Below are 24,232 nucleotides of genomic sequence, written 5' to 3' on the forward strand. Positions count from 1 at the left end.
TTATGACTGTTGAAAAATGTAATCGTGACCGACTGTGGAGCTCAATCATGGCGATTGGGGAAATTGGGCATGTTGACGTAGTAGGTAGCAAGGTTGGTGGCTGTCACCGTTTAGCCTTAACAGACAAAGACAAGCAGGCCCGAGATCTTTTTATAAAGTGGGCTCAAGATATTGGTTGTACGTTAAGAGTTGATGCGGTAGGTAATCTTTTTCTAAGGCGCAAAGGTAAAAGTGATGAGTTGAAGCCAGTGATGTCTGGTAGTCATTTGGATACACAGCCCACTGGCGGCAAGTTTGATGGTATTTATGGTTGTTTGGCTGGGCTTGAAGCTTTACGTTGTTTAAATGAGCGAAATATCCAAACATTACGGCCCATCGAAATTGCAGTATGGACCAACGAAGAGGGTGCTCGTTTCAAACCGGCGATGCTCGGTTCTGGTGTCTATGCAGGTGTTTTTAAACTTGAAGACGCGCTAAATACTGAAGATGAAAGCGGAGTTAGTCTGGAAGCTGAACTTGAACGCTTAGGGTATAGCGATCTAGCTGACCTTGATGATCCTGGTTGTCATCAATACTTCGAGTTACATATCGAGCAAGGTCCAGTGCTTGAGAGATTAGGTATAGATCTCGGAATCGTATCAGGAGTATTGGGTGTGCGCTGGTATGAGGTTGAGGTTACAGGGCGCTCTTGCCATGCGGGACCAAGTCCTATGGACTTGCGGAGCGATGCATTGGTTGGAACATCGAAAATGATTACTGAATTAACCGATATGACCATGAAACATGGGCAAGATAGTCGCTGTACGATTGGTGAACTGAAAATTCCTAATGCTTCTACAAACGTTTCTCCTGGTAAAGTGAAGTTCTCCCTGGATTTACGAGAAGGAAGTCTCGATCAACTAAACGAGCTAGAGACCAAGGCGTTTGAAACTATTCACCGGATTGCTTATCACCATCAACTAGAAATCGGCATAAAGGAAACGTGGTCATTACCACCTTGTCCCTTCGATACAAAGTGCTTGTCCCTCATTCAACAAGCATGTGAATTAAGCCATCCAGAGGTTGAGCCACATAGCTTAGTAAGTGGAGCAGGGCATGACGCGGTTTACATCAGCCGAGTTGCTCCGACAGCTATGATTTTCGTTCCTTCAGAGGACGGTTTAAGTCACAACGAATGTGAATACACTAGCCCGGATCAACTAGAAAAGGGCTGCGATGTTCTCTTGAATACTCTTATTCTAGCGGCAAACTGCGACTGATTTTTGTTGCCTGTACAGTGTAAGGAGTACCAATATCAAAGCTTTTTATCATCAGAATCAGCATGCTCCTAAGTTCTATATGAGAACGTTAAGCCGCCTCAAGCGCGAGAAATACCAGAGCATGGAGAAATTTCCGCCAGGTATTAACAGATTTAGACATTCCGATTAGTCCTTCAAAAGACTTTGGTATGCCATATATTGCAATGATTCACTCGCCAGACTATTTAAGTTTCTTAAAGTCGGTTTATACCAAGTGGGCTCAACTACCTGAAGCAAATGAAGAGGTCATTCCCAAAAGTAATCCTGGGCGGTATGCCTCGACTTATCCTAAAGATATTATTGGGCAGGTCGGTTGGAATTTGATGGACACCTCCTGTCCACTGGGCGCAGGAACTTGGTCCGGTGTTTATGTTTAGCACAAACTGCAATTAGTGTAATCGCCGCTAAAGAGGGCAACTTTAGAAGAATTTTCTCCAGATGCCATTGTTATTGCATTAGGGCTGGATGCCGCTGAGCAAGATCCTTTTGCCGTACTTGGTTTAACCACAGAAGGGTTCTGTGAAATTGGCAAACGAGTAAAGGTGCTCAATAAGCCTACATTGATAGTACAAGAAGGAGGGTATATTTCGTCAGTTCTCGGAGACTACCTCGCGGCAGTGCTTAACCCCTTTACGCTAAAAAATTAATCATCAATTGAATATTTTCGATTTGAACAGGTAATTCATTGCACTTACATATTAAAATATTTGGGAGTGCAGCAATATGTACTGGTGTTAAAAGACGAATGGAGTAAGGGAGTCGGCATTACTGTTACGTATCTGCTGACTCCCCCGTATTTGTTGCTATTAACTTACTTCATCAACGGCACGCTGACGTAATAGGAAACGCTGTAACTTTCCGCTGGGTGTCTTTGGAAGCTCGTCTATAAACTCAATTTCACGCGGGAATGAATGCGTTGAGAGACGCTTACGCACAAATTGTTGCAGCTCTTCTACCAGTGCCGGGCCGGCTTCATATTCAGATCGGATAACCACATAGGCTTTTACAATGCTGCCTCTTTTCTCATCGGGTTTACCAACAACAGCACTTTCAGTGACGGCCGGGTGTTCTAATAGCGTACTTTCGACATCCGCTGGGCCAATGCGATAACCTGCTGAGGCGATAATATCATCGTCGCGACCCGTGTAAGAATGGGAGCCATCACCGTTACTGATAACGATATCGCCGGTCAGATAGTATTTACCTTTGAAGGGGTTTTTCTCTTCCCAGGTATAGCCTTGAAAGAAGAACTGTGGAGATTGTTCAATATCAATCGCTAACTCGCCGGTTTGCCCAGCGGCGATCTCGTTCAGGTCTGAATCCAAAGCCACTAAGCGATATCCGGGTAGCGGATAACCCATGCAGGCGGTACGTTCTTGATGCGTAACGGCATGGAAGTTAGCAGAGACCATGCCTGTTTCTGTTTGGCCATATTGGTCACACACGGCGCAGTTGAAGACCTTGTACATCCATGAAATTACTTCAGGGTTGAGTGGTTCGCCGGCACTGCTGGCGGCTCTGAGGTTTATATCGTAATTCGCACGCAGTTCAGTGTTGGCCATCAATAGTCGGTAGGCCGTGGGTGCCGCCGCCAGATTGGTGATCTTATAGTTTTGTAAAAACTCGAAGGTGTTTTCTGCGGTAAAGCCCTGCTCATTAAAATGGGTTGTGCAGCCCAGAAGCAGAGGTCCAACCACCGCGTAATAAAGCCCATAAGCCCAGCCAGGATCAGCAACATTCCAATATCTGTCTTCTGGAAGCACTTCTATGGCGTATGTCATGTAGGTCCAAAAGGGGATAAGTGCTTTGGCCGGCACGGTAACACCTTTGGATTTCCCGGTGGTGCCTGAGGTGAACATTTGCAGGAACGGTTCATCTTTAGTGATCAATACGGGTTCGAAAATGTCTGATTGGCTGTCCTGCGCTGCGCTGAACAAGGCGTCGGCATCATCCGCATATTGATCATCGGCTGCAGCGACCAAGAGGGTTTTAGGCAGAATGCTGACATCTAGTAATTTTGGCCATTGTTCAGTGTTCGTGACAATCAGTTTAGTGTCGGCTTTAGTGAGACGGTATTCAATCGCGCCTGAGCCGAAGGCTGTAAACAAAGGTTGGTACACGGCACCGGCTCTGAGCGTACCCAAAACGGTAATCAGTAGCTCAGGTGTTCGCGGTAAAAGACAAGCAACACGGTCGCCTTTACCAATCCCCTGAGACTGAAGGTAGTTGGCGAATTGTGCAGAGCGGCGTTTTAGTTCTTTAAAGCTCAGTTCACCACGCGAGCCGTCTGCGCGTTCGTAGCGTAATGCTACTTTATCCGGGCCTTCTACAGAAACGTCTACACCATCATTTTCAGCATCGGCATAACGGTCACAGATTTCAACACACACATTAATGCCGGTTTCCAGACTCCCGGAGAACTGATCATCAATTTTTTCTGCCGAGAATTGTTTGATTAAATCCTCATAGTTCATTTTTTTCATCACTACCTCAATTCGGTATTTATTATCTTTATAAGTGACATGACGTTGGTTTTATAATAGTCACAACGAAAAATTTATAAGTGTTATAACCTTGGCTTTATTTAGGTTCCATACGAATAGCGCCATCAAGACGAATCACTTCACCGTTAAGGTAGCCGTTATTAATAATATGAATAGCCAATGACGCATATTCTTGCGGTTCACCAAAACGTTTCGGGTGTTGCACCATTTTGATGAGAGGCTCCCGTACTTCATCGGTCATGGCTTTCATCATTGGGGTATCGAAAATACCGGGTGCAATGGTCATCACACGTATGCCCAGTGGCGCAAGATCACGTGCTAGTGGTAGTGTCATGCCGACCACGCCTGCTTTACTGGCGCTATAAGCTGACTGGCCAACTTGTCCGTCAAATGCCGCGACTGAGGCAGTATTGATAATCACGCCTCGCTCTCCATCAGCATTAGGTTCATTTTTGGCCATCTGCTCGGCAGCCAATCGCAAGACGTTAAATGTACCGATCAGATTGATATTGATAACTTGAGCAAATCTTTCGAGGGGCAAGGCACCGTTACGTCCGACTGTTTTACCGCCTGGCGCTATACCTGCACAATTGATGCATACATCGATAGTACCAAATACGTCTACGGCCTTTGCAATGCCCGCTTCAGTAGAAGCAACATCGGTGACATCGACTTTTGCAAAAATAGCGTCCCCGATATGATCGGTTTCAAGTGCCCTGCCTGCTTCTTCATTAAGGTCAAAGGCAACGACTTTGGCGCCTTTTTTGACCAGTTCCTGGCAGGTGATTAAGCCAAGACCGGATGCTCCACCGGTGACAATAACGACTTTGTTTTTCAGTTCCATGAATACTCTCTTCGTGTGTGTTTACGTAGAATGAAGTCCGCTTAGCCGATCTCTCTCAGCAGTTCACGAGAAATAATGACGCGCTGTATTTCGCTGGTACCTTCATAAAGAGAGGTAATTCGCACATCACGTGCATAGCGTTCTAATGGGTAGTCTTTTATGTAACCGTAGCCGCCTAACAGTTGTAGGGCGGTATAGCAGGCTTTATTCGCTTTTTCGGAGGCAAACAGCTTAGCCATCGATGCTTCTTTAGAAAATGGCAGCCCTTTAGATTTTTTGTCGGCAGCGTTCATCAATAACAACCGCGATGCTTCCAGATCAGTGTAAGCGTCCGCCATCATCCATTGTAGCCCTTGGAAATTAGCAATGGGCTGGCCAAATTGCTGACGTTCAGTCGTGTAGGTACGGGCATAATCCATTGCTGCCAAGCCGATACCCAGTGCGACAGAACCTATGCCTATCCGCCCACCGGCCAGTTCTCCTACCGCAATTTTAAAACCTTGATTTAACTCGCCCATCAGAGCCTTTTTGGGAATGCGGCAATTATCAAACAACACTTCATTAGTAGATGAGGCTGTCTGTCCCATCTTTTTTTCTGCTTTCGAAATGAGCAGGCCCGGAGCGCTACTTTCAACCAAGAAGCATGAGATACCTTTACCTTTAGGTAAACTGGCATCCGTCACTGCCCACACGACAAACACTCCCGCATATTCAGCACTGGTAATAAATTGTTTTGCGCCATTAATAACCCATTCGTCGCCCTCAAGAACGGCGGTCGTTTTCATATTGGATGGGTCTGATCCTGCGGTAGTTTCGGTTAAGCAGAAACCACCCGCCGCATATTCGCCACTGCATAACTTAGGCAGGTAGTGGCTTTTTTGTTCTTCAGATGCGATCGCCTGAATCACTTCGGCGACCATATTAGTGACTGACATAGTAACGGCTGTGGATGAGCAGGCTCTGGCAATTTCAGTTAGGGCAAGGCTTAATACGACCGTTCCCGTTTCTGTGCCACCGTATTCGCTTTCAATGTTCAGGCCCATAAAGCCTAGTTCGGCTAACTTTTTCAGATTCTGAAGAAACAGCTCACGATCACCTTCGTGATCTAACTTCTCGGCTATGGGAGCGAGTTCGGCTTGGGCAAACTTTCGCGCCATTTCCTGAATCATGCTCTGGTCTTCAGTTAAGGTAAGATTCATCACTTCTCTCTCTTTATAAAAAGGACGCCAGAAGAGCAGGCCTCGCTTTCTGTATTTATTGTCGTGGAAAGTGTTTGTATATTCGTATTATTAAATCGTAAAGTATTAATCTATAAAGAATTATTTTTTATTTTCTTGGTTCGGCATCTTTTATAAAAAAGGCATTAACTATCAATAATATAAAGGAAAACCCACAGACATAATATGACATTAAATGACTATAAAAATCACATTATGTTACATTTATGAGAGTTAATCAGATCAGCTCTTGATAGGAAGGTTATGGCAACGGTCGATATTCATTATGTGAAAGCCTTACTGAGTTGCAGTCAGAGAAAAGGGCACTCAATTGAATCGCTAATGCTTGATATCGGGATCACACCTGCATTACTCGAGCAACCTGATGCCAGAGTCTATGGTGAGCAGATGAGCCAGCTTGTTAAATTAACCTGGGACTTGCTCCAGGACGAGTTTATGGGCTGTACGCAGCATCCTTGTAAGCAGGGAGTGTTTGCCTTGATGGCGCGGCATGCATTGCATTATGAATCGCTGCAAGCAGTGTTGGAGCAGGGGATTCATTTCTACAATTTATTCACCGAGGATATTCAGATGAGTCTGGTATGCCGTGGTGATCTTGTTGAGTTAATAGCAAATTTTAAGGATCCGTATCTGGACCCGGAACATTTTTATCAAGAATTCTGGTTGGTTATCTGGCATCGATTCGCGAGCTGGGTTATTGGTAAAAAAATACCCTTGATTCAAGTATGTTTTCCTTATGAAAAACCGGTTAATTTTAACGAATTAAAAGATCTTTTCCCTTGTGATCATCTGTTTAACCGTTCAGCACTCACCTTTAGTTTCAGCGCTGATTATTTAGCCTGTTCGCCCGTGCGTACGCAGCATGATTTATCCCGGTTTCTTAAATATTCACCGGCTGATCTTATTACCATACCGGGTGAAGAGCAGAGTTATAAAGCGCGTATTCGTTCAATACTGCTCTATCAAAAATCAGAGATTCTGTTATGTCCTTCGTTCGAACAGCTGGCCATCGACTTTAATGTAAGCAGTCAGACACTTCGTCGTAAACTCAAAAATGAAGGCACATCCTACCCGCAGATTAAAGAGGATATTCGCCGCGATCAGGCAATAGAAAAGCTCTGTTCACAAAAATTATCAGTGTCTGAAATAGCCAGATTACTCGGCTTTAGTGAGCCCAGGTCTTTTACCAGAGCCTTCAAGCAATGGACAGGGTTAATGCCGAAAGCGTATCTGGAAATAAAATCTCGTTCATCTGATTCGGCTATCAAATAGTTAAACTGTCGTCTGCTTTTTTAAAAAAATCAGGTAGTGTTTTCCTCTGAAAGGTGATCTTTGACGAAAAGCATCCAGAAAAAATGCCGGCTACTTACATAGTCGGCATTTTCATAGTCGAATTTTTAAAGAGAGGCCGCAGCCTCGTTAAATTCCGTTATATGTCATCAAGTCCAAGCTCTGCGATTGATATTTCACGCATTTTAAACTTCTGGATTTTGCCGGTGACTGTCATCGGGAACTCATCGACAAACTTGAAGTAACGTGGGATTTTGAAGTGGGTAATTTGCCCCTTACAAAATGCCCGCAACTGCTCCTCTGTCACATTGTCAGCCGTTGGATGTAATTTTATCCAGGCAATCAGTTCTTCACCGTACTTTTTATCCGGTACACCCGTTACCTGCACATCGGAGATGCCCGGGTGTGTATACAGGAATTCTTCTACCTCTTTGGGGTAAACGTTTTCGCCACCACGGATAACCATGTCTTTAATACGACCCACAATCTGAACATAGCCTTCATCGTCCATGGTAGCTAAGTCTTCAGTGTGCATCCAGCCAGAAGAATCAATGGCTTTTTCGGTAGCGTCCTGGTTGTTCCAGTATTTCAGCATAACGCTGTATCCACGGGTGCAGAGTTCGCCAATGATGCCGCGCGGTACGATATTGCCGGTTACCGGATCGATAATTTTGGATTCCAGATGGGGTTGGGTCCTGCCCACCGTGGTTACTTGTTTATCAAACGGGTCGTCAGCGGCCGTTTGTAGAGAAACAGGACTGGTTTCTGTCATGCCGTAGGCGATCTGAACTTCTTTCATGTTCATTTTAGTATTGACGGCTTTCATTACTTCAGCAGGGCAGATAGAGCCTGCCATGATACCGGTTCGCAGTGAACTCAGATCGAAGTTAGCAAACTCAGGATGATCCAGCTCAGAGATAAACATCGTCGGTACACCGTAAAGCGCCGTGGCTTTTTCTTCGGCGATTGTTTCCAATACGATTTTAGGATCGAAGCCTTCGTCCGGATAGATCATGGTTGAACCATGTGTCATACAGCCCAGGTTACCCATAACCATGCCAAAACAGTGATACAGGGGAACAGGAATGACCAGGCGATCTTTTTCAGTCAGATTCATACTCTCGCCAACAAAATACCCATTATTCAGAATATTATGGTGTGAAAGTGCCGCTCCTTTAGGAAAGCCCGTAGTGCCGGAGGTGTATTGGATGTTGATCGCATCATCAAACTGTAGCTGGCTCTGGATCTCTTGTACTTGTTCGTCGGTAACCGATTCAGCCAGGGCGACGAAATCAGCCCAACGCCACATACCTGCGAATTTATCATCCGATAAGTTGATAACGCCCTTAAGGTGCGGGAGCTTCATCGATTTTAATTTTCCTTCGGCAGAGGCTTTCAATTCCGGTGCCAACTCAAACAGCATCTCTGTGTAGTTTGAGCTTTTAAACGTATTCGCGGTAACGATGACATTGACTTCGGACTGATTCAGCGCGTATTCAAGTTCGTGTAAGCGGTAAGCCGGATTGATATTGACCAGAATGGCGCCCACTTTTGCCGTAGCAAACTGTGTGATGGTCCATTGTGCGCAGTTGGGTGCCCACATAGCGACGCGGTCGCCGCGCTTGATGCCAATCGCCAGGAAAGCGCGTGCGGCCTGGTCCACGGCTTCTTTCAGTTGACGATAGCTGTAACGTAAGCCCTGATGACGCACAATCAGTGCATCGTTGTCTGGATAGGTGGCGGCAATCTCATCAAACTTATCACCGATGGTCATTCCCAAAAGTGGTTTGCTGGAAATGCCGCTGCTGTAACTTGGCAATGTAGTGTTCATAATAAAATCCCTGCAATCTTGTTGTTATATCTGATAATCAACGGAATTTATACGCCGCGATGGGCACCGTGATACTGCAGATTAGGCTGCATCTCTACGGCACTGGCCACGCGGTTAGTCATGTTGTAAAAACCGGTAACGTTAGCGATGTCCCAGATGCCCTGGTCACTGAATCCAGCATCGCGCAATGACTGGCGATCGGCTTCATCGATATTGTCTGGCTGATTTGTGAGTTTATGAGCAAAATCAAGCATGGCCCGATGGCGGGGCTCAAGTTCGGCGGCACGATAGTTCATCACCATCAATTCGCCTAAAACAGGATCGCCAGAGTATTCACGAACAGCAGCACCATGAGCGGTCAGGCAGTAATAACAGTGATTTTGTGCTGATACTACAACCGCGATCATCTCTTTTTCAAGCGTGCTTAATTCGCCTTCACCAAACATTATCTCGTTATAAAAACGTGCGAAAACATCCAGTTGAGCCGTGTTTTGGCTATAGGCCGTCAGAACATTAGGTATCATTCCGAGTTTTTCTTCGCATTTATCGAAGTATTTTTGAAACTGTTCTGGCAATTGATCTCGCTCAGGAATCGGCAGGTCAAGTGCGGTAATTTGCTGTGGTTGACTCATTTGTTGTGCCTCATGCTTATTTTTATTTATTGATCACAACCCATGGCGAGACCTACTTTGGATCCGTTGCTACGACCTAATTCTTGTGTAATCCAGTGCCCGATGGGAACCAGTTTATCCAGATCAATACCCGTCTCAATGCCTAAGCCGTTAAGCATGTAGACAACATCTTCTGTGGCGACATTACCCGATGCCCCTTTTGCGTAAGGGCAACCGCCTAAGCCTGCAATGGAGGTATCAATCACACTGATGCCATCCTGCATCACCGCATACAGGTTCGCCAGTGCTTGCCCGTAAGTATCATGAAAGTGCGCGGCGAGTTGGTTAATAGGTACGTCTTTCGCGACCCGAGCGAGCATTTTTCTGGCTTTAACCGGCGTGCCTACACCGATAGTGTCACCGAGAGATATTTCGTAGCACCCCATATCAAGTAACTCACGTGCAACAGCCGCGACCTGGGCGGGGTCTATGTCACCTTCATAGGGACATCCCAGTACAGTAGAAACATAGCCTCGAATACGGATGTTGTTTTTCTTGGCGGCCTCAATAACGGGTATGAAGCGCGCCAGACTTTCGGCAATCGAGCAATTGATATTTTTCTGGGTAAAGGATTCAGACGCAGCGCTAAAGATAGCGACTTCATCTGCGTGTGCAGCAATCGCCCCTTCAGCTCCCTTTATATTGGGTGTTAAGGCGGCATAAGCCACCCCTGTTTTGCGGGTAATGCCTGCCATAACTTCGGCGGCATCGCCCATCTGTGGCACCCATTTAGGCGAGACAAAGCTGGCGGCTTCGATATGGCTTAGGCCTGCTTCAGCAAGGCGGTTAATCAATTCAACTTTAATCGCCGTTGAAATCACCGCGCCTGATTCGTTTTGCAAGCCGTCACGCGGGCCTACTTCAACAATACGTGCTTTGTTTGGCAGTCCCATGAGTTATTCCTCTTCTGCGGCGGGTGTTTCAGCAAGTGTCACGGCTACGAGTGCCGCACCATCGGATACCAGATCGCCTACTGCAAAGAATATTTCAGACACGGTACCGGCATGAGGTGCGCGGATACTGTGTTCCATCTTCATAGCTTCCATGATGACGAGTGTGTCGCCCTGAGCAACAACCTGACCTACTTCTGCCAGTACCGCAACAATGGCACCATTCATTGGTGCTGTCAGAGAGCCACCACTGGTTTGATCGCTATCCTCAAAGGTATGACGGAATAGTTGACACTGAAACTGATGGCCTTCACGGAACAGTGTGAGATCGTTGCCCGCAAGGTGGCCATGAATACTCAGACGGTGACCATTAATAACGGCGCGCAGATGATCGTCGTCTAATGTAGCTGAGACGTTAAAGGACACATTGTCTACGCTGATTTCATAGCCGTTCTGTTTTTCACTAGTGCGATGCTCAACAACCCGAACCTGATGGTGATCTTCACCCACTATCCACTCCATTGGACGTGAATAATCAGCATTCAAACGCCAGCTGGTTTGCAGATTAAACGGCGAGTCAGGGTCATCTTTATTCGGTTGAGTCTTGCGCTCGGTTTCTAACAGAAAGCTGGTGGCCAAGGCGAGTTGGCTCTGTATGTCGGTTTTAGCTGTTTGGAAAAGCAGGTCGTTATGCTTTTCGATAAAGCCGGTATCCAGTTCTTGATCACGGAAAGGTTTACTATCAGCGATTTGACGCAGAAAGCCGATGTTGGTTTTCATCCCGCCAATACGGTAAGACTCAAGTGCATGTACCATACGGTTGATGGCTTGCTCCCGGTCTTCATCCCAGACGATTAATTTGGCAATCATCGGATCATAATAGACGCTAACTTCATCGCCTTCGATAACGCCGGTATCGACGCGAACATGGGCGCTTTCTTTCGGGGTGCGCAAGTAGTGAAGGGTGCCGGTTACCGGTAAAAAGTCATTATCCGGATCTTCTGCATAAACACGTGCTTCAAGTGCATGGCCGCGAATCCGGATTTCATCCTGCTGTAGAGGTAGCGGTTCGCCATCGGCAATGCGTAACTGCCATTCTACTAGGTCCTGACCGGTGATCATCTCAGTGACAGGATGTTCAACTTGTAAACGGGTGTTCATTTCCATGAAGTAGAAAGAGCCATCTTCGTCGTAAAGAAACTCTACGGTACCCGCGCCGACATAGTCGATCGCTTTCGCGGCAGCAACGGCGGTATCACCCATTGCTTTACGGGTTTCGTCAGACAGGCCAGGTGCAGGGGCTTCTTCGATGACTTTCTGATGACGACGTTGAACCGAGCAGTCACGTTCAGCCAGATAGATGCCATTACCCTGTTTGTCACAAAACACCTGAATTTCGACATGACGGGGTTTCGTCAGATAACGCTCAATCAGCATGTCGGGGTTGCCGAATGCGTTTTGCGATTCACGCTGTGCTGCTGCCAGAGCCGACTCAAATTCGCCGATATGGTTAACCACACGCATCCCTTTGCCGCCACCGCCAGCTATCGCTTTCAGTAACAGTGGGAAGCCGCATTTTTCTGCTTCAGCTTTTAATAGTGCAGGGTCCTGATCAGCACCGTGGTAACCAGGTACCAGCGGTACATCAGCCTGCAGCATGATATCTTTCGCCGCAGACTTAGAGCCCATGGACGCAATAGCGGATGCGGGTGGGCCAATGAAGGCAATATTGTTAGCTTCACATGCGTTGGCGAAATCTGTGTTTTCAGACAGGAACCCATAACCTGGATGGATTGCCTGGGCGCCAGATTTTAAGGCGATCTCTAAAATTTTATCGGCGCGTAAATAACTCTCGCTGCTGGGCGCAGGGCCTAATAAAAAGGCTTCATCCGCCATGGCAACATGGCGAGCATTGCGATCGGCTTCTGAATAAACGGCGACACACCGAATACCAAGACGGTGCGCTGTCTGTATAACACGACAGGCTATCTCGCCACGGTTTGCAATTAAAATCTTGCTGAACATAGTGACTTACTCCTGAATCCAGTTGGGTTTACGTTTTTCAAGAAAAGCACTCAGGCCTTCCTGTCCTTCAGCACTGACACGGATGTCAGCGATACGTTCTGCCGTATCCTGGATTACTGTTTGTTCAATAACTTTATGGCTGACAGCAAAGATAAGCTCTTTGGCTGCCCGCATTCCCTGAGGGCTATTTTTGCTAAGCGTGCGGGTTATGCGCGCACAGGCATCATCAAAAAGCTCAGGTGAGGCAACAACTTCATGAACCAGACCAAACTTCTGAGCGGTAGCGGCAGAAAATGCTTCTGCCGTCAAAAAGTAGCGACGTGACTGTCGCTCACCGATTGCACGGACAACATAAGGGCTGATAACGGCTGGAATAAGACCGATTTTTACTTCGCTGAGACAAAACTGGGCTTCTTCAGAAGCAATGACTATGTCACAGCAGGCGGCCAGACCCACGGCGCCCCCATAAGCGGCACCCTGTATTAAGCCGATAGTCGGTTTGTTCAGGCTATTAAGAAGCTCCATCAGTTTGGCAAGACGGCCCGCGTCTTTTAAGTTTTCCTGATGGGAATTCCTGGCCATACGTTTCATCCATGCAAGGTCAGCCCCCGCAGAGAAGTTTTTACCATTGGAGCGCAATATCAGTGCGCGAACGTCGTTATTGTTGCTAACACTTTCAAGTTTTGCGATTAGCTGTTCAATGACATCGTCATCAAAAGCGTTGTGTACTTCAGGTCGGTTCAATGTCAGCTCAGCGATACCGTCTGCGCTAATGCTAAGGAGAACCTGTTTATTATCAGTCATGACAGTCACTCCATTACATCCGGAATATGCCGAAGTGGGTATCACCGATGGGCTTATTCAACGCGGCTGAGAGACCCATACCGATAACCGAACGTGTCTGAGCCGGATCAATAACGCCATCATCCCAAAGACGTGCAGAGGCATAATAAGGATGGCCCTGATGTTCATAGGTATCGATGATCGGTTTTTTGAAGTTGGCTTCAGCTTCTGCAGACCAGGTTTCGCCTTTACGCTCTTTACCGTCGCGAGTCACAGTCGCCATTACGCCAGCGGCTTGTTCGCCACCCATCACCGAGATGCGCGCATTCGGCCACATCCACAGGAAGTTAGGGCTGTAAGCGCGACCACACATGCCGTAGTTGCCGGCGCCGAATGATCCACCAATCAGCACTGTGAGCTTCGGCACAGCCGCGCAGGCAACCGCTGTTACCAGTTTGGCTCCGTGTTTAGCGATACCTTCTGCTTCATATTTTTGACCTACCATAAAGCCGGTAATATTCTGTAAGAATAATAAAGGAATTTTACGCTGGCAGCAGAGTTCAATAAAGTGAGCACCTTTCTGTGCAGACTCGCTGAACAGAATCCCGTTGTTGGCAATAATACCGACGGGGTAACCGTAGATATGTGCAAAGCCGGTGACCAATGTTGTACCGTAGTTCTTTTTGAACTCATCAAAATCAGAGCCATCAACAAGGCGGGCAATCACGTCACGCACGTCAAAGGGCTTTTTCAGGTCGGTGCCGACAATGCCATACAGTTCTTCAGCCGGGTAGAGTGGCTCAACGGAAGGTTTGATATCCAGAGTGATCTGTTTTTTGCGATTCAGGTTGGCCACACAGGTGCGGGCAATCTGCAGCGCGTGTTGGTCATTTTCGGCATAGTGATCGGCAACACCCGATACTTTACAGTGCACATCCGCACCACCAAGATCTTCGGCACTGACGATTTCACCGGTAGCGGCTTTCACCAGAGGGGGCCCGGCAAGAAAAATGGTGCCCTGATTGCGGACGATAATCGACTCGTCAGCCATGGCAGGAACATAAGCACCGCCGGCGGTACACAGGCCCATTACCACAGCAATCTGCGGAATGCCTTTAGCTGACATGCGCGCTTGGTTGAAAAAGATACGACCAAAATGATCGCGATCCGGAAAAACATCATCCTGTTGTGGCAGGTTAGCGCCACCAGAATCAACTAAATAAATGCATGTCAGGTTGTTTTGCTCAGCAATTTCCTGAGCACGAAGATGTTTTTTCACGGTTAAGGGAAAATAAGTGCCGCCTTTTACCGTCGCGTCATTCGCAATGATCATACATTCCTGGCCAGATACACGGCCGATACCCGTAATAATACCGGCGGCTGGAATGTTGTCTTCATATACTTTATAGGCAGCCATTTGGGACAGCTCAAGAAAAGCTGAACCCGGATCAATCAAGGTGTTGATACGCTCGCGTGGCAGTAATTTTCCGCGCGCGGTATGGCGTTCCTGATAAGACGGGCCACCACCTTGTTCTATGATGCTGACTTTTTCACGCAGATCTGAAACGGCGGCTTGCATTGACGTGTGGCGGGCAATGAAGTCTTCGGCGCGTGTATTGATCTTGGATTGGATTATCGACATATCCGGTCCTCATTAGATTCAACTGATACAGTGTCAGTTGAATCTATTGGTTCTTTTATTTGATAGGGATGTTGAATAAGAAACGAATGTTTACTTATTCAAATACAGCTCACGCCCAATTAGCATACGACGGATTTCAGAGGTGCCTGCGCCGATTTCATATAGCTTGGCATCGCGTAGTAGGCGGCCTGTTGGGAATTCATTGATGTAACCGTTGCCGCCGAGTAGCTGGATAGCATCCAATGCGATTTTGGTTGCCATTTCAGCCGTGAAAAGAATGCAGCCTGCCGAATCTTTACGTGAGGTTTCGCCGCGTTCTGCTGCCATACCATTGAGATAAACATACGATTTTGAGGCATTCATCAGCGTGTACATATCTGCAATTTTACCCTGCACCAGTTCAAATTCACCGATGGGCTTACCAAACTGCTGACGATCACGAATGTAAGGAACGCAGATATCCATGGCTGCCTGCATGATACCCAGTGGGCCACCTGACAGTACAAGGCGTTCATAGTCGAGGCCGCTCATCAGTACTTTTACGCCGCCGTTGAGTTCGCCAAGAATATTTTCTTTAGGCACAGGGCAGTCCTGGAAAACCAATTCACAGGTGTTAGAGCCACGCATACCCAACTTGTCTAGTTTCTGATGACGCGAGAAACCCGGGAAATCACGCTCTACGATAAAAGCAGTAATGCCGCGCGGGCCTGCTTTAATATCGGTTTTGGCGTAAATAACGTAGGTATGAGCATCAGGACCGTTAGTGATCCACATTTTGGTGCCGTTCAACAGGTAATGGTCACCGTTGTCACGCGCACTGAGTTTCATCGATACGACGTCTGAACCTGCATTGGGCTCTGACATTGCCAACGCGCCGATATGCTCGCCGCTGATTAGCTTAGGCAAATATTTTAGTTTTTGTTCTTCTGAACCGTTGCGATGAATCTGGTTAACACAAAGGTTGGAATGCGCACCGTAAGATAGCCCTACAGACGCTGACGCCCGGCTGATCTCTTCCATTGCGATAATATGGGAAAGATAACCCATACCTACACCACCGTATTCTTCTTTGACGGTAATACCCAGCAGTCCCATGTCGCCAAATTTGCGCCATAAGTCCATTGGGAATTCGTTGTCTTTATCGATCTGCTCTGCGCGTGGTGCAATTTCCTTAGCGGCAAAGCTGTTAATGTGCTCACGTAGCATATCGACCGTTTCGCCAAGTCCGAAGTTTAGTTCTGTGTATTGTGAAATCATCAGTGACACCTTTTGTGTTAGCTCATCCTGATATGAGGTTTCTCAGAATGGATTCGCTTTTTGTATTTTTTTATTCGACAGTTCCTGAAGTGCTTCAGTACAACGTGTTTCAGCGTTTTCAAGTTCCAGCCGAACCATTGCGATATCGTTGAGTTGTTGTTCTAACGCTTTTTTTCGTTCGGTAATCTTATTCAATAGCAAATTCAACTGCTTTTCGCTACCGGATAAGGTTTCATCCCAGAGGGCAAATAGCTCTCCTGTTTCCGCAAGCGAAAAACCTAATCGCTTGCCACGTAAAATTAATTTAAGACGAACTCTGTCTTGACGGCTGTATATGCGGGTTTGTCCCCGGCGGCTGGGCGACAATAATCCCTGGTCTTCATAAAACCGAATACTGCGAGTCGTAATATCAAACTCGGTTGATAATTCGCTGATTGAATAAGACGTCTTTGTTTCCATAATTCTATGCCGTACTATAGTTAAGGTTAATGTATCGGAAGTTTACGTTAACGTAAAGCATGTAAAAGTTGTAGATCAAGTATACATGAATACTTTAATATTTTTTTTATTAAGTAAGTACTTGTTTTATAAGAAATAATATATATTAAAGAGGGGTGTTTAGTGTCGTATACTACCAAAGGACTACTTGGCTTCCAGTAGGGGAAATTGCTAATTTCTATATAGCGCTTACGTGAAAGTAAGTTTTCCGCGCAGCGAAAGATGCAGAATAAGAACAAGAGGCATAGTACGCATGAGTGCAGATTACGTTCTGGAAACCCAGAATCTCATAAAAGAATTTAAAGGCTTTACCGCTGTCGATGATGTGAGTCTTAAGATACAGCGTGGCCATATACATGCGCTGATTGGCCCGAATGGTGCTGGTAAGACGACCGTTTTTAACCTGTTAACTAAATTTTTAACACCTACTTCGGGAAGAATTCTCTACAACGGACACGATATTACTTCGTTGCAATCTGCTGCTATTGCTCGTAAAGGTGTGGTGCGTTCGTTCCAGATTTCAGCGGTGTTTCCGCACTTAAGTGTGTTGGAAAATGTGCGTATTGCGCTGCAGCGTAAAGAGGGGAACAGCTTTCATTTCTGGAAATCAGAAAAGGTCCTCGATAAGCTGAACGACAGGGCAGTAGAGCTACTTGAGTCGGTTGGTTTAGGGAATTTTGCAGGTGCGAAAACGGTAGACCTTTCTTATGGCCATAAACGTGCTCTGGAAATTGCTACAACATTAGCACTGGAGCCAGAGCTAATGTTGTTGGATGAGCCAACGCAAGGTATGGGGCATGAAGATGTTGATGTTGTCGCAGACCTGATTAAGAAAGTATCAAAAGATCGTACCATTTTGATGGTTGAACATAACTTGCATGTGGTTTCAAAGCTCGCTGATCAGATCACCGTATTGCAACGCGGTGCCATTTTGACAGAAGGCGATTACGAAACAGTGTCTGCTGATCCGCGTGTTCAAGAGGCTTATCTTGGTGTTGCCGTCGAGGAGAATGGGGCATGAGTACTAACCATACAAGCGCTGACCATACAAACAATACGCGTCGCGAAAAACTCCGTATTAGTGACCTGCATGCATTTTATGGTGAGTCGCATATTCTTCACGGTATCGATCTTTCAATCGGGCAAGGTGAGCTTGTCACATTGCTTGGCCGTAATGGTGCCGGTCGTTCAACGACTCTGAAAGCCATTATGAACATGGTAGGGCGTCGCTCTGGTTCTATCGTGATTAATGGTACTGAAACCATCAACATGGCTGCGCATAAAATTGCCCATTTAGGTATGGGTTTTTGTCCTGAAGAGCGCGGTATTTTTTCCAGTCTTAATGTTGAAGAAAATCTGATGCTACCACCGGCAGTACGTTCTGACGGTGTCAGTGTTGATGAAATCTATGAAATGTTTCCAAACTTGTATGAACGTCGTTTCAGTCAGGGAACCCGGTTGTCGGGTGGGGAGCAACAGATGTTGGCGTTGGCCCGAATTTTACGAACAGGGGCCAATATTCTGCTTCTCGATGAGATTACCGAAGGCTTAGCGCCTGTTATCGTACAGAAATTAGCCGAAGTGCTGATGCAGCTAAAAGCGCGTGGCTTGACTATCTTATTAGTCGAACAGAATTTCCGTTTTGCAGCGCCGATTGCAGATAGACATTATGTAATGGAACATGGGCATATCGTAGAAGAAGTGCATGCACACGAGCTAATAGAAAAAACAGAACTGTTGAATACGTATTTGGGTGTTTAATATAAACGCCTAGTTTAGGTGTCGAATTTGGATGCCTGGCATACGTCAGGCGTCTATTTAAAGCTATAACAATAAAAATGCTCTAACCAGGAGAGTCTCAATGAAATTAATGACCAAAACACTTTTATCAGCGGCGATGGCCGTCGCTTTAACGTCAACCGCTGCACACGCTTCTTTGTCAGATGATAAGGTTAAAATTGGCGTGCTGGCAGATATGGGTGGGGTTTATGCAGATATCTGTGGTAAAGGCTGTGTGACTGCCGTTGAAATGGCAGTTGAAGATTTTGGTGGTACTGTACTAGGTAAGCCAATTGAAATTGTTTCAGCTGATGATCAGAACAAACCGGATGTGGGTTCTGCCATTGTGCGTAAATGGATTGAAAATGAGCAGGTTGATGTTATCACCGGTTTAGTGGCTTCCAGTGTTACGGGTGCCGTTACTCAGGTCACAACAGATGCTAAGAAGATTGCCTTGATTGCTGCGTCTGCCAGTAATGCGTTTACTACTAAGCAGTGTTCACCTTATAACGCCCATTGGACGTACAACGTGGTTGCGCTGGCTAACGGTACAGTTAAGCCGATCGTGCAGTCTGGTAAGAAAAAATGGTTCTTCATTACTGCTGATTATGCGTTTGGTCATGCCTTAGAAGGTATCGCGACTAAAGTTATCGAGTCTGAAGGTGGTGAAGTTGTCGGTGCGGTACGTGCGCCATTGGGCACAACAGACTTCTCTTCTTATATTCTTCAGGCGCAGGCTTCTGGTGCTGAAGTGGTTGGTTTGGCAAACGCCGGAGCTGATTTTGTTAACTCGTTGAAAACCGCTGCCGAGTTCGGTCTGACCGAAATGATGGATGTGGCTGGCCTGCTGGTGTTTACACCCAATGCGCAAGCACTTGATCCGGCTATTGCGGGTGGCATGTTAACAACCACCGGTTTCTATTGGGATCGCGATGAAGAATCACGTGAGTGGAGTGCTCGCTTTAAAGCGCGCCATGGTGCTATCCCTGCAATGCCACATGCCGGTGCTTACTCTGCAACCATGCATTATCTGAATGCAGTTAAAGCGGCGGGTACTGATGAGTCTGATGCCGTTATGAAAATAATGAAGTCGACTAAGCCAGACGATTTCTTCGCGAAGAATGCAACTCTGCGTGCCGATGGACGTATGGTTCACGATATGTATTTGGTGAAAATCACTAAAGCATCTGAGCGTAAAAGCGCAGATGATATCTTCGCCATTCAAAGTGTTATTCCAGGTGATCAGGCGTTCGCTCCTATGTTGCCAGAATGTGACTTTAAATAATAAAAAAATAGCCCATCAGTGATATCACTGAATTCCCTCTATAGCGTTAAAGTTGCGAGAAGCGACGGGGCGTTACGGAGGGAAACGGGCGCGTGTTCGCATCTGTTTTGATATTCAGAGCGAATTTTTGAGGTAGAGATATGGCGGAGTTTCTGGGAATCAACCTGTTCGGCTTGTTTGGTCAGCTTCTGGTTGGCTTAATCAACGGATCTTTTTATGCCTTGCTGAGTTTGGGCTTGGCAATTATTTTTGGGTTGCTGAAGATCATCAACTTTGCACAGGGTGCTATCTACATGCTGGGAGCCTTCCTGGCTTATCTGGCATTGCAGTATCTTGGCATTAGTTATTGGGCAGCACTTATTGTTGTGCCACTGGTGGTTGGCCTATTGGGCATTCTGATGGAACGTTTCCTGATTCGCCCGATAGCTAATGAAGATCACTTGTATTCATTGCTGCTTACGTTTGGTGTAGCGCTGGTACTGCAAGGTTTATTCACACACCTTTTTGGTTCTTCAGGTATGTCTTATCCGATTCCTGAGGCGTTTAGCGGGGGTATAAAGCTTCCCTTTATGTATCTGCCAAATTATCGTGCCTGGATTGTTGTTGCTTCTTTGGTTGTTTGTGTCGGTACATGGTGGATGATAGAAAAGACCAAATTAGGCGCTTATCTGCGAGCAGGAACAGAGAATCCGGCGCTTATGCAGGCCTTCGGTATCAATGTTCCTCTCATGGTAACACTGACATTCGGATTTGGTGTGGCGTTGGCGGGTTTTGCAGGCGTCATGGCTGCTCCTGTCTATTCAGTTTCGCCCGATATGGGCTCCAACTTATTGATCGTCGTATTTGCTATCGTTGTTATCGGCGGAATGGGGTCGATCGGTGGTGCCATCATTACCGGTTTAGGTATGGGTATCGTTGAAGGTTTGACTAAATACTTTTATCCGGAAGCTTCTAACACAGTCATTTTCCTTGTCATGGTGATTGTATTGTTAATCAAGCCTGCGGGTTTATTTGGTAAAGAAGCCTGAGGAGGACCCGATTATGAAAATATCTAAGTTATCTATCGTTTTATTGGGTGTTGCTCTGGTAGCTCCATTCGTAATGTATCCTGTCTTGTTGATGAAGATATTATGCTTTGCACTGTTCGCTTCCGCATTTAATCTGTTGTTAGGTTTTGTTGGGTTACTGTCTTTTGGGCACGCTATTTTCCTGGGGACCGGTGGCTATGTAACCGGTTATCTGGTCATGAATAGCGGGCTTTCTCCTTTGCTGGGTATTCTTGCAGGTACTGCGGCAGCGGCAGCGCTGGGTGCCGTTTACGGTAAGCTCTCCGTGAAACGTGAAGGCATATATTTTGCGATGGTAACGCTTGCGTTAGCGCAGCTGATGTTCTTCGTGTTTCTGCAGGCACCTTTCACCGGCGGTGAAAATGGCTTACAGGGGATTCCGCGTGGGTTTTTATTTGGGTTTATTGATTTATCCGATAACTTGAATATGTATTATTTCGTACTGGCTATTTTCTTGTTCGGTTTTTGGGTTATCAACCGCACGATACATTCACCCTTTGGGCAGGTGTTAAAAGCCATTCGTGAGAATGAACCCCGTGCTACGTCGCTGGGTTATAATGTGAATGATTACAAATGGGCTGCCTTTGTTATCTCTGCCGCGTTGTCTGGATTGGCGGGATCAACCAAAACACTGGTGTTTCAGTTAGCTTCTCTTACCGACGTGCATTGGCACATGTCCGGTGAAGTGGTGCTCATGACATTAGTCGGTGGTATGGGTACGATTTTTGGCCCACTCGTGGGTGCGGCCGCTATCGTTGGATTACAAAACTTCCTGTCAGGTGGTGAGTTAGGCAACTATGTTCATATCATCATGGGCTTGATCTTTATTGTCTGTGTACTGGCATTTCGTAGTGGTATTGTTGGCGAAATACAGAAAATTGTTAAACGCAATTTCAGTTGATCGATATAAACCTCGCTATTAATAGTGAGGTTTTTTTTGTTGATTTTCTTTACGTTAACGTAAGCGTTTGTGTAAGCAGTTACTAAAAGGGGATTTTATGATTCAGGATTCAGTCGTTATTGTTAGTGCTGCCAGAACTCCAATGGGCGGCATGATGGGGGCGTTAAGTGAAGTACGTGCTCCCGATTTGTGTGCTACTGCTATTAAAGCGGCAGTAGAAAGAGCAGGCATCAAGGGTGCCGATATAGATGAAGTTATTATGGGGTGTGTTTTGCCTGCAGGTTTAGGGCAGGCGCCCGCTCGACAGGCCTCTCGCGGTGCGGGTATTCCTGATGCTGCCGGTGCCACCACCGTCAATAAAATGTGTGGTTCAGGCATGAAAGCCGTTATGTTAGCGCATGACCAGATAATGGCGGGACAGGTGAATATTATGGTGGCTGGCGGCATGGAGAATATGAGTTTGTCTCCCTACCTGCTGCCTAAGGCACGCGCAGGAATGCGTATGGGCCATGCGCAAGTGTTAGACCATATGTTTTGTGACGGTCTTGAAGATGCCTACGAAGGCGGCCTGATGGGAGCTTTCGCGCAACAAAGCGCTGATGCTTTTAATGTCACGCGTGAAGCGATGGATGATTTTGCCATCGGTTCACTCAATAAAGCGTTAAAAGCGATAGAAACGGGTGCGTTTAAAGATGAGATAGCAGCGGTAACAGTGAAGTCTCGCAAGGGTGATGTGGTTGTTGATACCGACGAACAGCCTGGTAATGCCCGTATCGATAAAATCCGCTCACTAAACCCTGCTTTTAAAAAAGACGGCACAGTTACTGCCGCTAACTCAAGTTCGATCTCTGATGGCGGTTCTGCGTTAGTGCTAATGAAAGAGTCAGACGCAAATGCACGCGGTTTAAAACCATTAGCACGCATAGTGGCGCATTCTACACACGCACAGTTGCCCGCCGAGTTCTCGATTGCACCCATTGGTGCTATCCAGAAAGTATTGAAAAAAGCCGGTTGGAGTAAGGATGATGTCGATCTTTACGAAATAAATGAAGCCTTTGCTGTGGTCTCCATGTTGGCTATATCTGAGCTGGGCCTTGATGCTGATAAAGTGAATGTGAAGGGTGGTGCCTGTGCGCTAGGTCATCCTATTGGCTCAAGCGGTTCACGTATCTTAGTGACGCTGCTGTATGCGTTGAAACATGCTGGTAAATCCAAAGGTGTAGCATCACTTTGCATCGGTGGTGGTGAGGCAACGGCAGTTGCAGTTGAGATGATATAAGAATTTTATCAGAGTTTTAAAGGTATCTTTTAGAATGCCTTTAAAACTCTTTATTTAAACTCTCTATTAAAGACGCCTGCTCTTCGTTTTAGCGGGTTCTATCAATAAACTATTTACTAAAGTAAATGTGGATAATCCCTACTTCCGTTGGGTTTTCCTGTTAGATAAATTATTATCAATCAGCAAATTAGCTGAGGCCAATTGCGCGCTATTACCACCGCGTTGTTTTGCTATATACATAGCCTTATCAGCCACCTCCAGCAGATTTTTTTCATTCTTACCGTGATCTGGGTATACAGCAACACCTATGCTAGCTTGAATGACAAATTGTTCGCCGCTCGCGGTTTTGACTGAAACCGACGTTCTTAACTGATTCAATATCTTGTTGGCGATAGCCATCGCGCCGTCCACACTTTTTATGCGGTCAAAAATCACCACAAACTCGTCTCCTCCAAAGCGGGATACGGTATCTGATTCACGTATGCAGCTGGATAAGCAGTTCGCCGTACTGAATAGCAAGCGGTCTCCAGTTTGATGGCCGGCGGTATCGTTAACGTATTTAAGTTTATCTAAATCAATAAATAATAAGGCAAACTGCCCCTTTTCCCGTCTGGCTCGTGCTAATGCTTGATGCAAGCGGTCGCTGAAGAGAGATCTGTTGGGTAGGTGGGTTAACTTGTCATAAAAAGCCAGATTCTGCAGAAAACTAAGCTGCGCTTTATGTATGGTGATATCACGGGCAACGGCAACACCGATCTTATCTTGGGTATTCCAATGAGCGTTCCAGAGTAGATGGACTACTTTTCCATCCTTGTGAATGTAACGATTTTCAAACTCAATCGTAGATTCATCTTTCATAATATTCTGTGCGGCCGTCTGAGTTAGTTCGCGATCATCAGGATGCACAAACTCAATCATGGTATGCCCGAGTAGCTCTTCGACTTTATAGCCTAAAATTCTCGGAAATCCTGAACTTAAGTAGATAAAATTACCACCCTCATCTACCAGGCAAACGGCTTCCAAAAGATTGTCGATATAATCACGTAACGAAGCGAGCATATCGTCTCCTACAGGGCTGGTAGATAAAGTAATCCAGGTTCTTATATGATAAAACCAGCATAAGAATTATCATATTAATAAAATTTATTAT

21 protein-coding genes and 1 pseudogene are annotated in these 24,232 nt (G+C 46.3%); 10 read left to right on the forward strand and 12 right to left on the reverse strand.

Features of this window, described 5'->3' with window-relative positions; all coding sequences use genetic code 11:
- Positions 1 to 2 precede the first annotated feature (2 nt).
- The 3 genes and pseudogenes from Nant_RS12570 to Nant_RS21915 all read left to right on the forward strand — a co-directional run.
- Complete coding sequence (locus Nant_RS12570; protein WP_076496114.1) at positions 3 to 1,259, forward strand: Zn-dependent hydrolase; 1,257 nt, start codon at positions 3 to 5, stop codon at positions 1,257 to 1,259.
- Positions 1,260 to 1,447: 188 nt separating this feature from the next.
- On the forward strand, positions 1,448 to 1,675 hold the full coding sequence (locus Nant_RS12575; protein ID WP_054342011.1) for a hypothetical protein: 228 nt from the start codon (positions 1,448 to 1,450) through the stop codon (positions 1,673 to 1,675).
- A 51-nt stretch (positions 1,676 to 1,726) separates the two neighbouring features.
- Positions 1,727 to 1,945, forward strand: a pseudogene (locus Nant_RS21915) (histone deacetylase family protein); the annotation flags it as partial.
- A gap of 159 nt (positions 1,946 to 2,104) precedes the next feature.
- On the opposite strand, the gene Nant_RS12580 reads toward Nant_RS21915, so the two are convergent.
- The 3 genes from Nant_RS12580 to Nant_RS12590 all read right to left on the reverse strand — a co-directional run bounded on the left by Nant_RS12580 (position 2,105) and on the right by Nant_RS12590 (position 5,845).
- A complete protein-coding gene (locus Nant_RS12580) occupies positions 2,105 to 3,781 on the reverse strand; it encodes an AMP-binding protein (protein WP_054342012.1) in 1,677 nt (558 codons plus the stop codon).
- A gap of 97 nt (positions 3,782 to 3,878) precedes the next feature.
- Positions 3,879 to 4,646 (reverse strand): 3-hydroxyacyl-CoA dehydrogenase, encoded by a 768-nt coding sequence (locus Nant_RS12585; protein WP_054342013.1) that lies wholly within the window; start codon positions 4,644 to 4,646, stop codon positions 3,879 to 3,881.
- A gap of 41 nt (positions 4,647 to 4,687) precedes the next feature.
- Entirely contained in the window at positions 4,688 to 5,845 is a 1,158-nt protein-coding gene (locus tag Nant_RS12590; RefSeq protein WP_054342014.1) for an acyl-CoA dehydrogenase family protein, read from the reverse strand.
- A gap of 282 nt (positions 5,846 to 6,127) precedes the next feature.
- Here Nant_RS12590 and Nant_RS12595 point away from each other — a divergent pair, with 282 nt between their 5' ends.
- Positions 6,128 to 7,156, forward strand: a complete 1,029-nt coding sequence (locus Nant_RS12595; RefSeq protein ID WP_054342015.1) for an AraC family transcriptional regulator — start codon at positions 6,128 to 6,130, stop codon at positions 7,154 to 7,156.
- A 157-nt stretch (positions 7,157 to 7,313) separates the two neighbouring features.
- Here Nant_RS12595 and Nant_RS12600 read toward each other — a convergent pair whose 3' ends face one another.
- The 8 genes from Nant_RS12600 to Nant_RS12635 all read right to left on the reverse strand — a co-directional run bounded on the left by Nant_RS12600 (position 7,314) and on the right by Nant_RS12635 (position 16,732).
- Positions 7,314 to 9,005, reverse strand: a complete 1,692-nt coding sequence (locus tag Nant_RS12600) for an AMP-binding protein (protein ID WP_054342016.1) — start codon at positions 9,003 to 9,005, stop codon at positions 7,314 to 7,316.
- A 47-nt stretch (positions 9,006 to 9,052) separates the two neighbouring features.
- The gene (locus Nant_RS12605) at positions 9,053 to 9,637 is read right to left on the reverse strand and encodes a peroxidase-related enzyme (protein WP_054342017.1); all 585 of its coding nucleotides are present in this window, start codon (positions 9,635 to 9,637) and stop codon (positions 9,053 to 9,055) included.
- 26 nt (positions 9,638 to 9,663) lie between these two features.
- Positions 9,664 to 10,569, reverse strand: coding sequence for a hydroxymethylglutaryl-CoA lyase (locus Nant_RS12610; protein ID WP_054342018.1), 906 nt, complete (start codon positions 10,567 to 10,569; stop codon positions 9,664 to 9,666).
- Positions 10,570 to 10,572: 3 nt separating this feature from the next.
- Positions 10,573 to 12,591, reverse strand: a complete 2,019-nt coding sequence (locus tag Nant_RS12615; RefSeq protein WP_054342019.1) for an acetyl/propionyl/methylcrotonyl-CoA carboxylase subunit alpha — start codon at positions 12,589 to 12,591, stop codon at positions 10,573 to 10,575.
- Between the two features lie 6 nt (positions 12,592 to 12,597).
- Positions 12,598 to 13,395, reverse strand: a complete 798-nt coding sequence (locus tag Nant_RS12620) for an enoyl-CoA hydratase/isomerase family protein (protein WP_054342020.1) — start codon at positions 13,393 to 13,395, stop codon at positions 12,598 to 12,600.
- 13 nt (positions 13,396 to 13,408) lie between these two features.
- Positions 13,409 to 15,016 (reverse strand): carboxyl transferase domain-containing protein, encoded by a 1,608-nt coding sequence (locus Nant_RS12625; RefSeq protein WP_054342021.1) that lies wholly within the window; start codon positions 15,014 to 15,016, stop codon positions 13,409 to 13,411.
- 90 nt (positions 15,017 to 15,106) lie between these two features.
- Complete coding sequence (locus tag Nant_RS12630; RefSeq protein WP_054342022.1) at positions 15,107 to 16,273, reverse strand: isovaleryl-CoA dehydrogenase; 1,167 nt, start codon at positions 16,271 to 16,273, stop codon at positions 15,107 to 15,109.
- A 42-nt stretch (positions 16,274 to 16,315) separates the two neighbouring features.
- On the reverse strand, positions 16,316 to 16,732 hold the full coding sequence (locus Nant_RS12635; RefSeq protein WP_054342023.1) for a MerR family transcriptional regulator: 417 nt from the start codon (positions 16,730 to 16,732) through the stop codon (positions 16,316 to 16,318).
- 292 nt (positions 16,733 to 17,024) lie between these two features.
- On the opposite strand from Nant_RS12635, the gene Nant_RS12640 reads away from it, so the two are divergent.
- From Nant_RS12640 to Nant_RS12665, 6 genes are all read left to right on the forward strand, one after another.
- On the forward strand, positions 17,025 to 17,792 hold the full coding sequence (locus Nant_RS12640; RefSeq protein WP_054342024.1) for an ABC transporter ATP-binding protein: 768 nt from the start codon (positions 17,025 to 17,027) through the stop codon (positions 17,790 to 17,792).
- Complete coding sequence (locus Nant_RS12645) at positions 17,789 to 18,532, forward strand: ABC transporter ATP-binding protein (protein WP_054342025.1); 744 nt, start codon at positions 17,789 to 17,791, stop codon at positions 18,530 to 18,532. The genes Nant_RS12640 and Nant_RS12645 overlap by 4 nt, the downstream gene beginning before the upstream one ends.
- Positions 18,533 to 18,632: 100 nt before the next feature.
- Positions 18,633 to 19,835, forward strand: coding sequence for an ABC transporter substrate-binding protein (locus Nant_RS12650; protein WP_054342026.1), 1,203 nt, complete (start codon positions 18,633 to 18,635; stop codon positions 19,833 to 19,835).
- Between the two features lie 140 nt (positions 19,836 to 19,975).
- On the forward strand, positions 19,976 to 20,863 hold the full coding sequence (locus Nant_RS12655) for a branched-chain amino acid ABC transporter permease (protein ID WP_054342027.1): 888 nt from the start codon (positions 19,976 to 19,978) through the stop codon (positions 20,861 to 20,863).
- Between the two features lie 13 nt (positions 20,864 to 20,876).
- A complete protein-coding gene (locus tag Nant_RS12660; protein WP_054342028.1) occupies positions 20,877 to 21,803 on the forward strand; it encodes a branched-chain amino acid ABC transporter permease in 927 nt (308 codons plus the stop codon).
- Between the two features lie 97 nt (positions 21,804 to 21,900).
- Entirely contained in the window at positions 21,901 to 23,082 is a 1,182-nt protein-coding gene (locus Nant_RS12665; RefSeq protein ID WP_054342029.1) for a thiolase family protein, read from the forward strand.
- 138 nt (positions 23,083 to 23,220) lie between these two features.
- On the opposite strand, the gene Nant_RS12670 is transcribed toward Nant_RS12665, so the two are convergent.
- Positions 23,221 to 24,141 carry a sensor domain-containing diguanylate cyclase gene (locus Nant_RS12670; protein WP_054342030.1) on the reverse strand — a complete coding sequence of 307 codons (921 nt, stop codon included), beginning with the start codon at positions 24,139 to 24,141 and terminating at the stop codon, positions 23,221 to 23,223.
- Positions 24,142 to 24,232 lie beyond the last annotated feature (91 nt).

It is taken from the genome of Neptunomonas antarctica (assembly GCF_001305295.1).
Taxonomy (GTDB): domain Bacteria; phylum Pseudomonadota; class Gammaproteobacteria; order Pseudomonadales; family Balneatricaceae; genus Neptunomonas; species Neptunomonas antarctica.

Coding starts and splice junctions, on each gene's coding strand:
- Nant_RS12645 (WP_054342025.1), top strand. CDS start 17,789: ATGAGTACTAACCATACAAGCGCTGACCATACAAACAATACGCGTCGC.
- Nant_RS12590 (WP_054342014.1), bottom strand. CDS start 5,845: ATGAATCTTACCTTAACTGAAGACCAGAGCATGATTCAGGAAATGGCG.
- Nant_RS12625 (WP_054342021.1), bottom strand. CDS start 15,016: ATGTCGATAATCCAATCCAAGATCAATACACGCGCCGAAGACTTCATT.
- Nant_RS12670 (WP_054342030.1), bottom strand. CDS start 24,141: ATGCTCGCTTCGTTACGTGATTATATCGACAATCTTTTGGAAGCCGTT.
- Nant_RS12570 (WP_076496114.1), top strand. CDS start 3: ATGACTGTTGAAAAATGTAATCGTGACCGACTGTGGAGCTCAATCATG.
- Nant_RS12580 (WP_054342012.1), bottom strand. CDS start 3,781: ATGAAAAAAATGAACTATGAGGATTTAATCAAACAATTCTCGGCAGAA.
- Nant_RS12640 (WP_054342024.1), top strand. CDS start 17,025: ATGAGTGCAGATTACGTTCTGGAAACCCAGAATCTCATAAAAGAATTT.
- Nant_RS12600 (WP_054342016.1), bottom strand. CDS start 9,005: ATGAACACTACATTGCCAAGTTACAGCAGCGGCATTTCCAGCAAACCA.
- Nant_RS12650 (WP_054342026.1), top strand. CDS start 18,633: ATGAAATTAATGACCAAAACACTTTTATCAGCGGCGATGGCCGTCGCT.
- Nant_RS12655 (WP_054342027.1), top strand. CDS start 19,976: ATGGCGGAGTTTCTGGGAATCAACCTGTTCGGCTTGTTTGGTCAGCTT.
- Nant_RS12635 (WP_054342023.1), bottom strand. CDS start 16,732: ATGGAAACAAAGACGTCTTATTCAATCAGCGAATTATCAACCGAGTTT.
- Nant_RS12615 (WP_054342019.1), bottom strand. CDS start 12,591: ATGTTCAGCAAGATTTTAATTGCAAACCGTGGCGAGATAGCCTGTCGT.
- Nant_RS12660 (WP_054342028.1), top strand. CDS start 20,877: ATGAAAATATCTAAGTTATCTATCGTTTTATTGGGTGTTGCTCTGGTA.
- Nant_RS12620 (WP_054342020.1), bottom strand. CDS start 13,395: ATGACTGATAATAAACAGGTTCTCCTTAGCATTAGCGCAGACGGTATC.
- Nant_RS12665 (WP_054342029.1), top strand. CDS start 21,901: ATGATTCAGGATTCAGTCGTTATTGTTAGTGCTGCCAGAACTCCAATG.
- Nant_RS12575 (WP_054342011.1), top strand. CDS start 1,448: ATGCCATATATTGCAATGATTCACTCGCCAGACTATTTAAGTTTCTTA.
- Nant_RS12610 (WP_054342018.1), bottom strand. CDS start 10,569: ATGGGACTGCCAAACAAAGCACGTATTGTTGAAGTAGGCCCGCGTGAC.
- Nant_RS12595 (WP_054342015.1), top strand. CDS start 6,128: ATGGCAACGGTCGATATTCATTATGTGAAAGCCTTACTGAGTTGCAGT.
- Nant_RS12585 (WP_054342013.1), bottom strand. CDS start 4,646: ATGGAACTGAAAAACAAAGTCGTTATTGTCACCGGTGGAGCATCCGGT.
- Nant_RS12630 (WP_054342022.1), bottom strand. CDS start 16,273: ATGATTTCACAATACACAGAACTAAACTTCGGACTTGGCGAAACGGTC.
- Nant_RS12605 (WP_054342017.1), bottom strand. CDS start 9,637: ATGAGTCAACCACAGCAAATTACCGCACTTGACCTGCCGATTCCTGAG.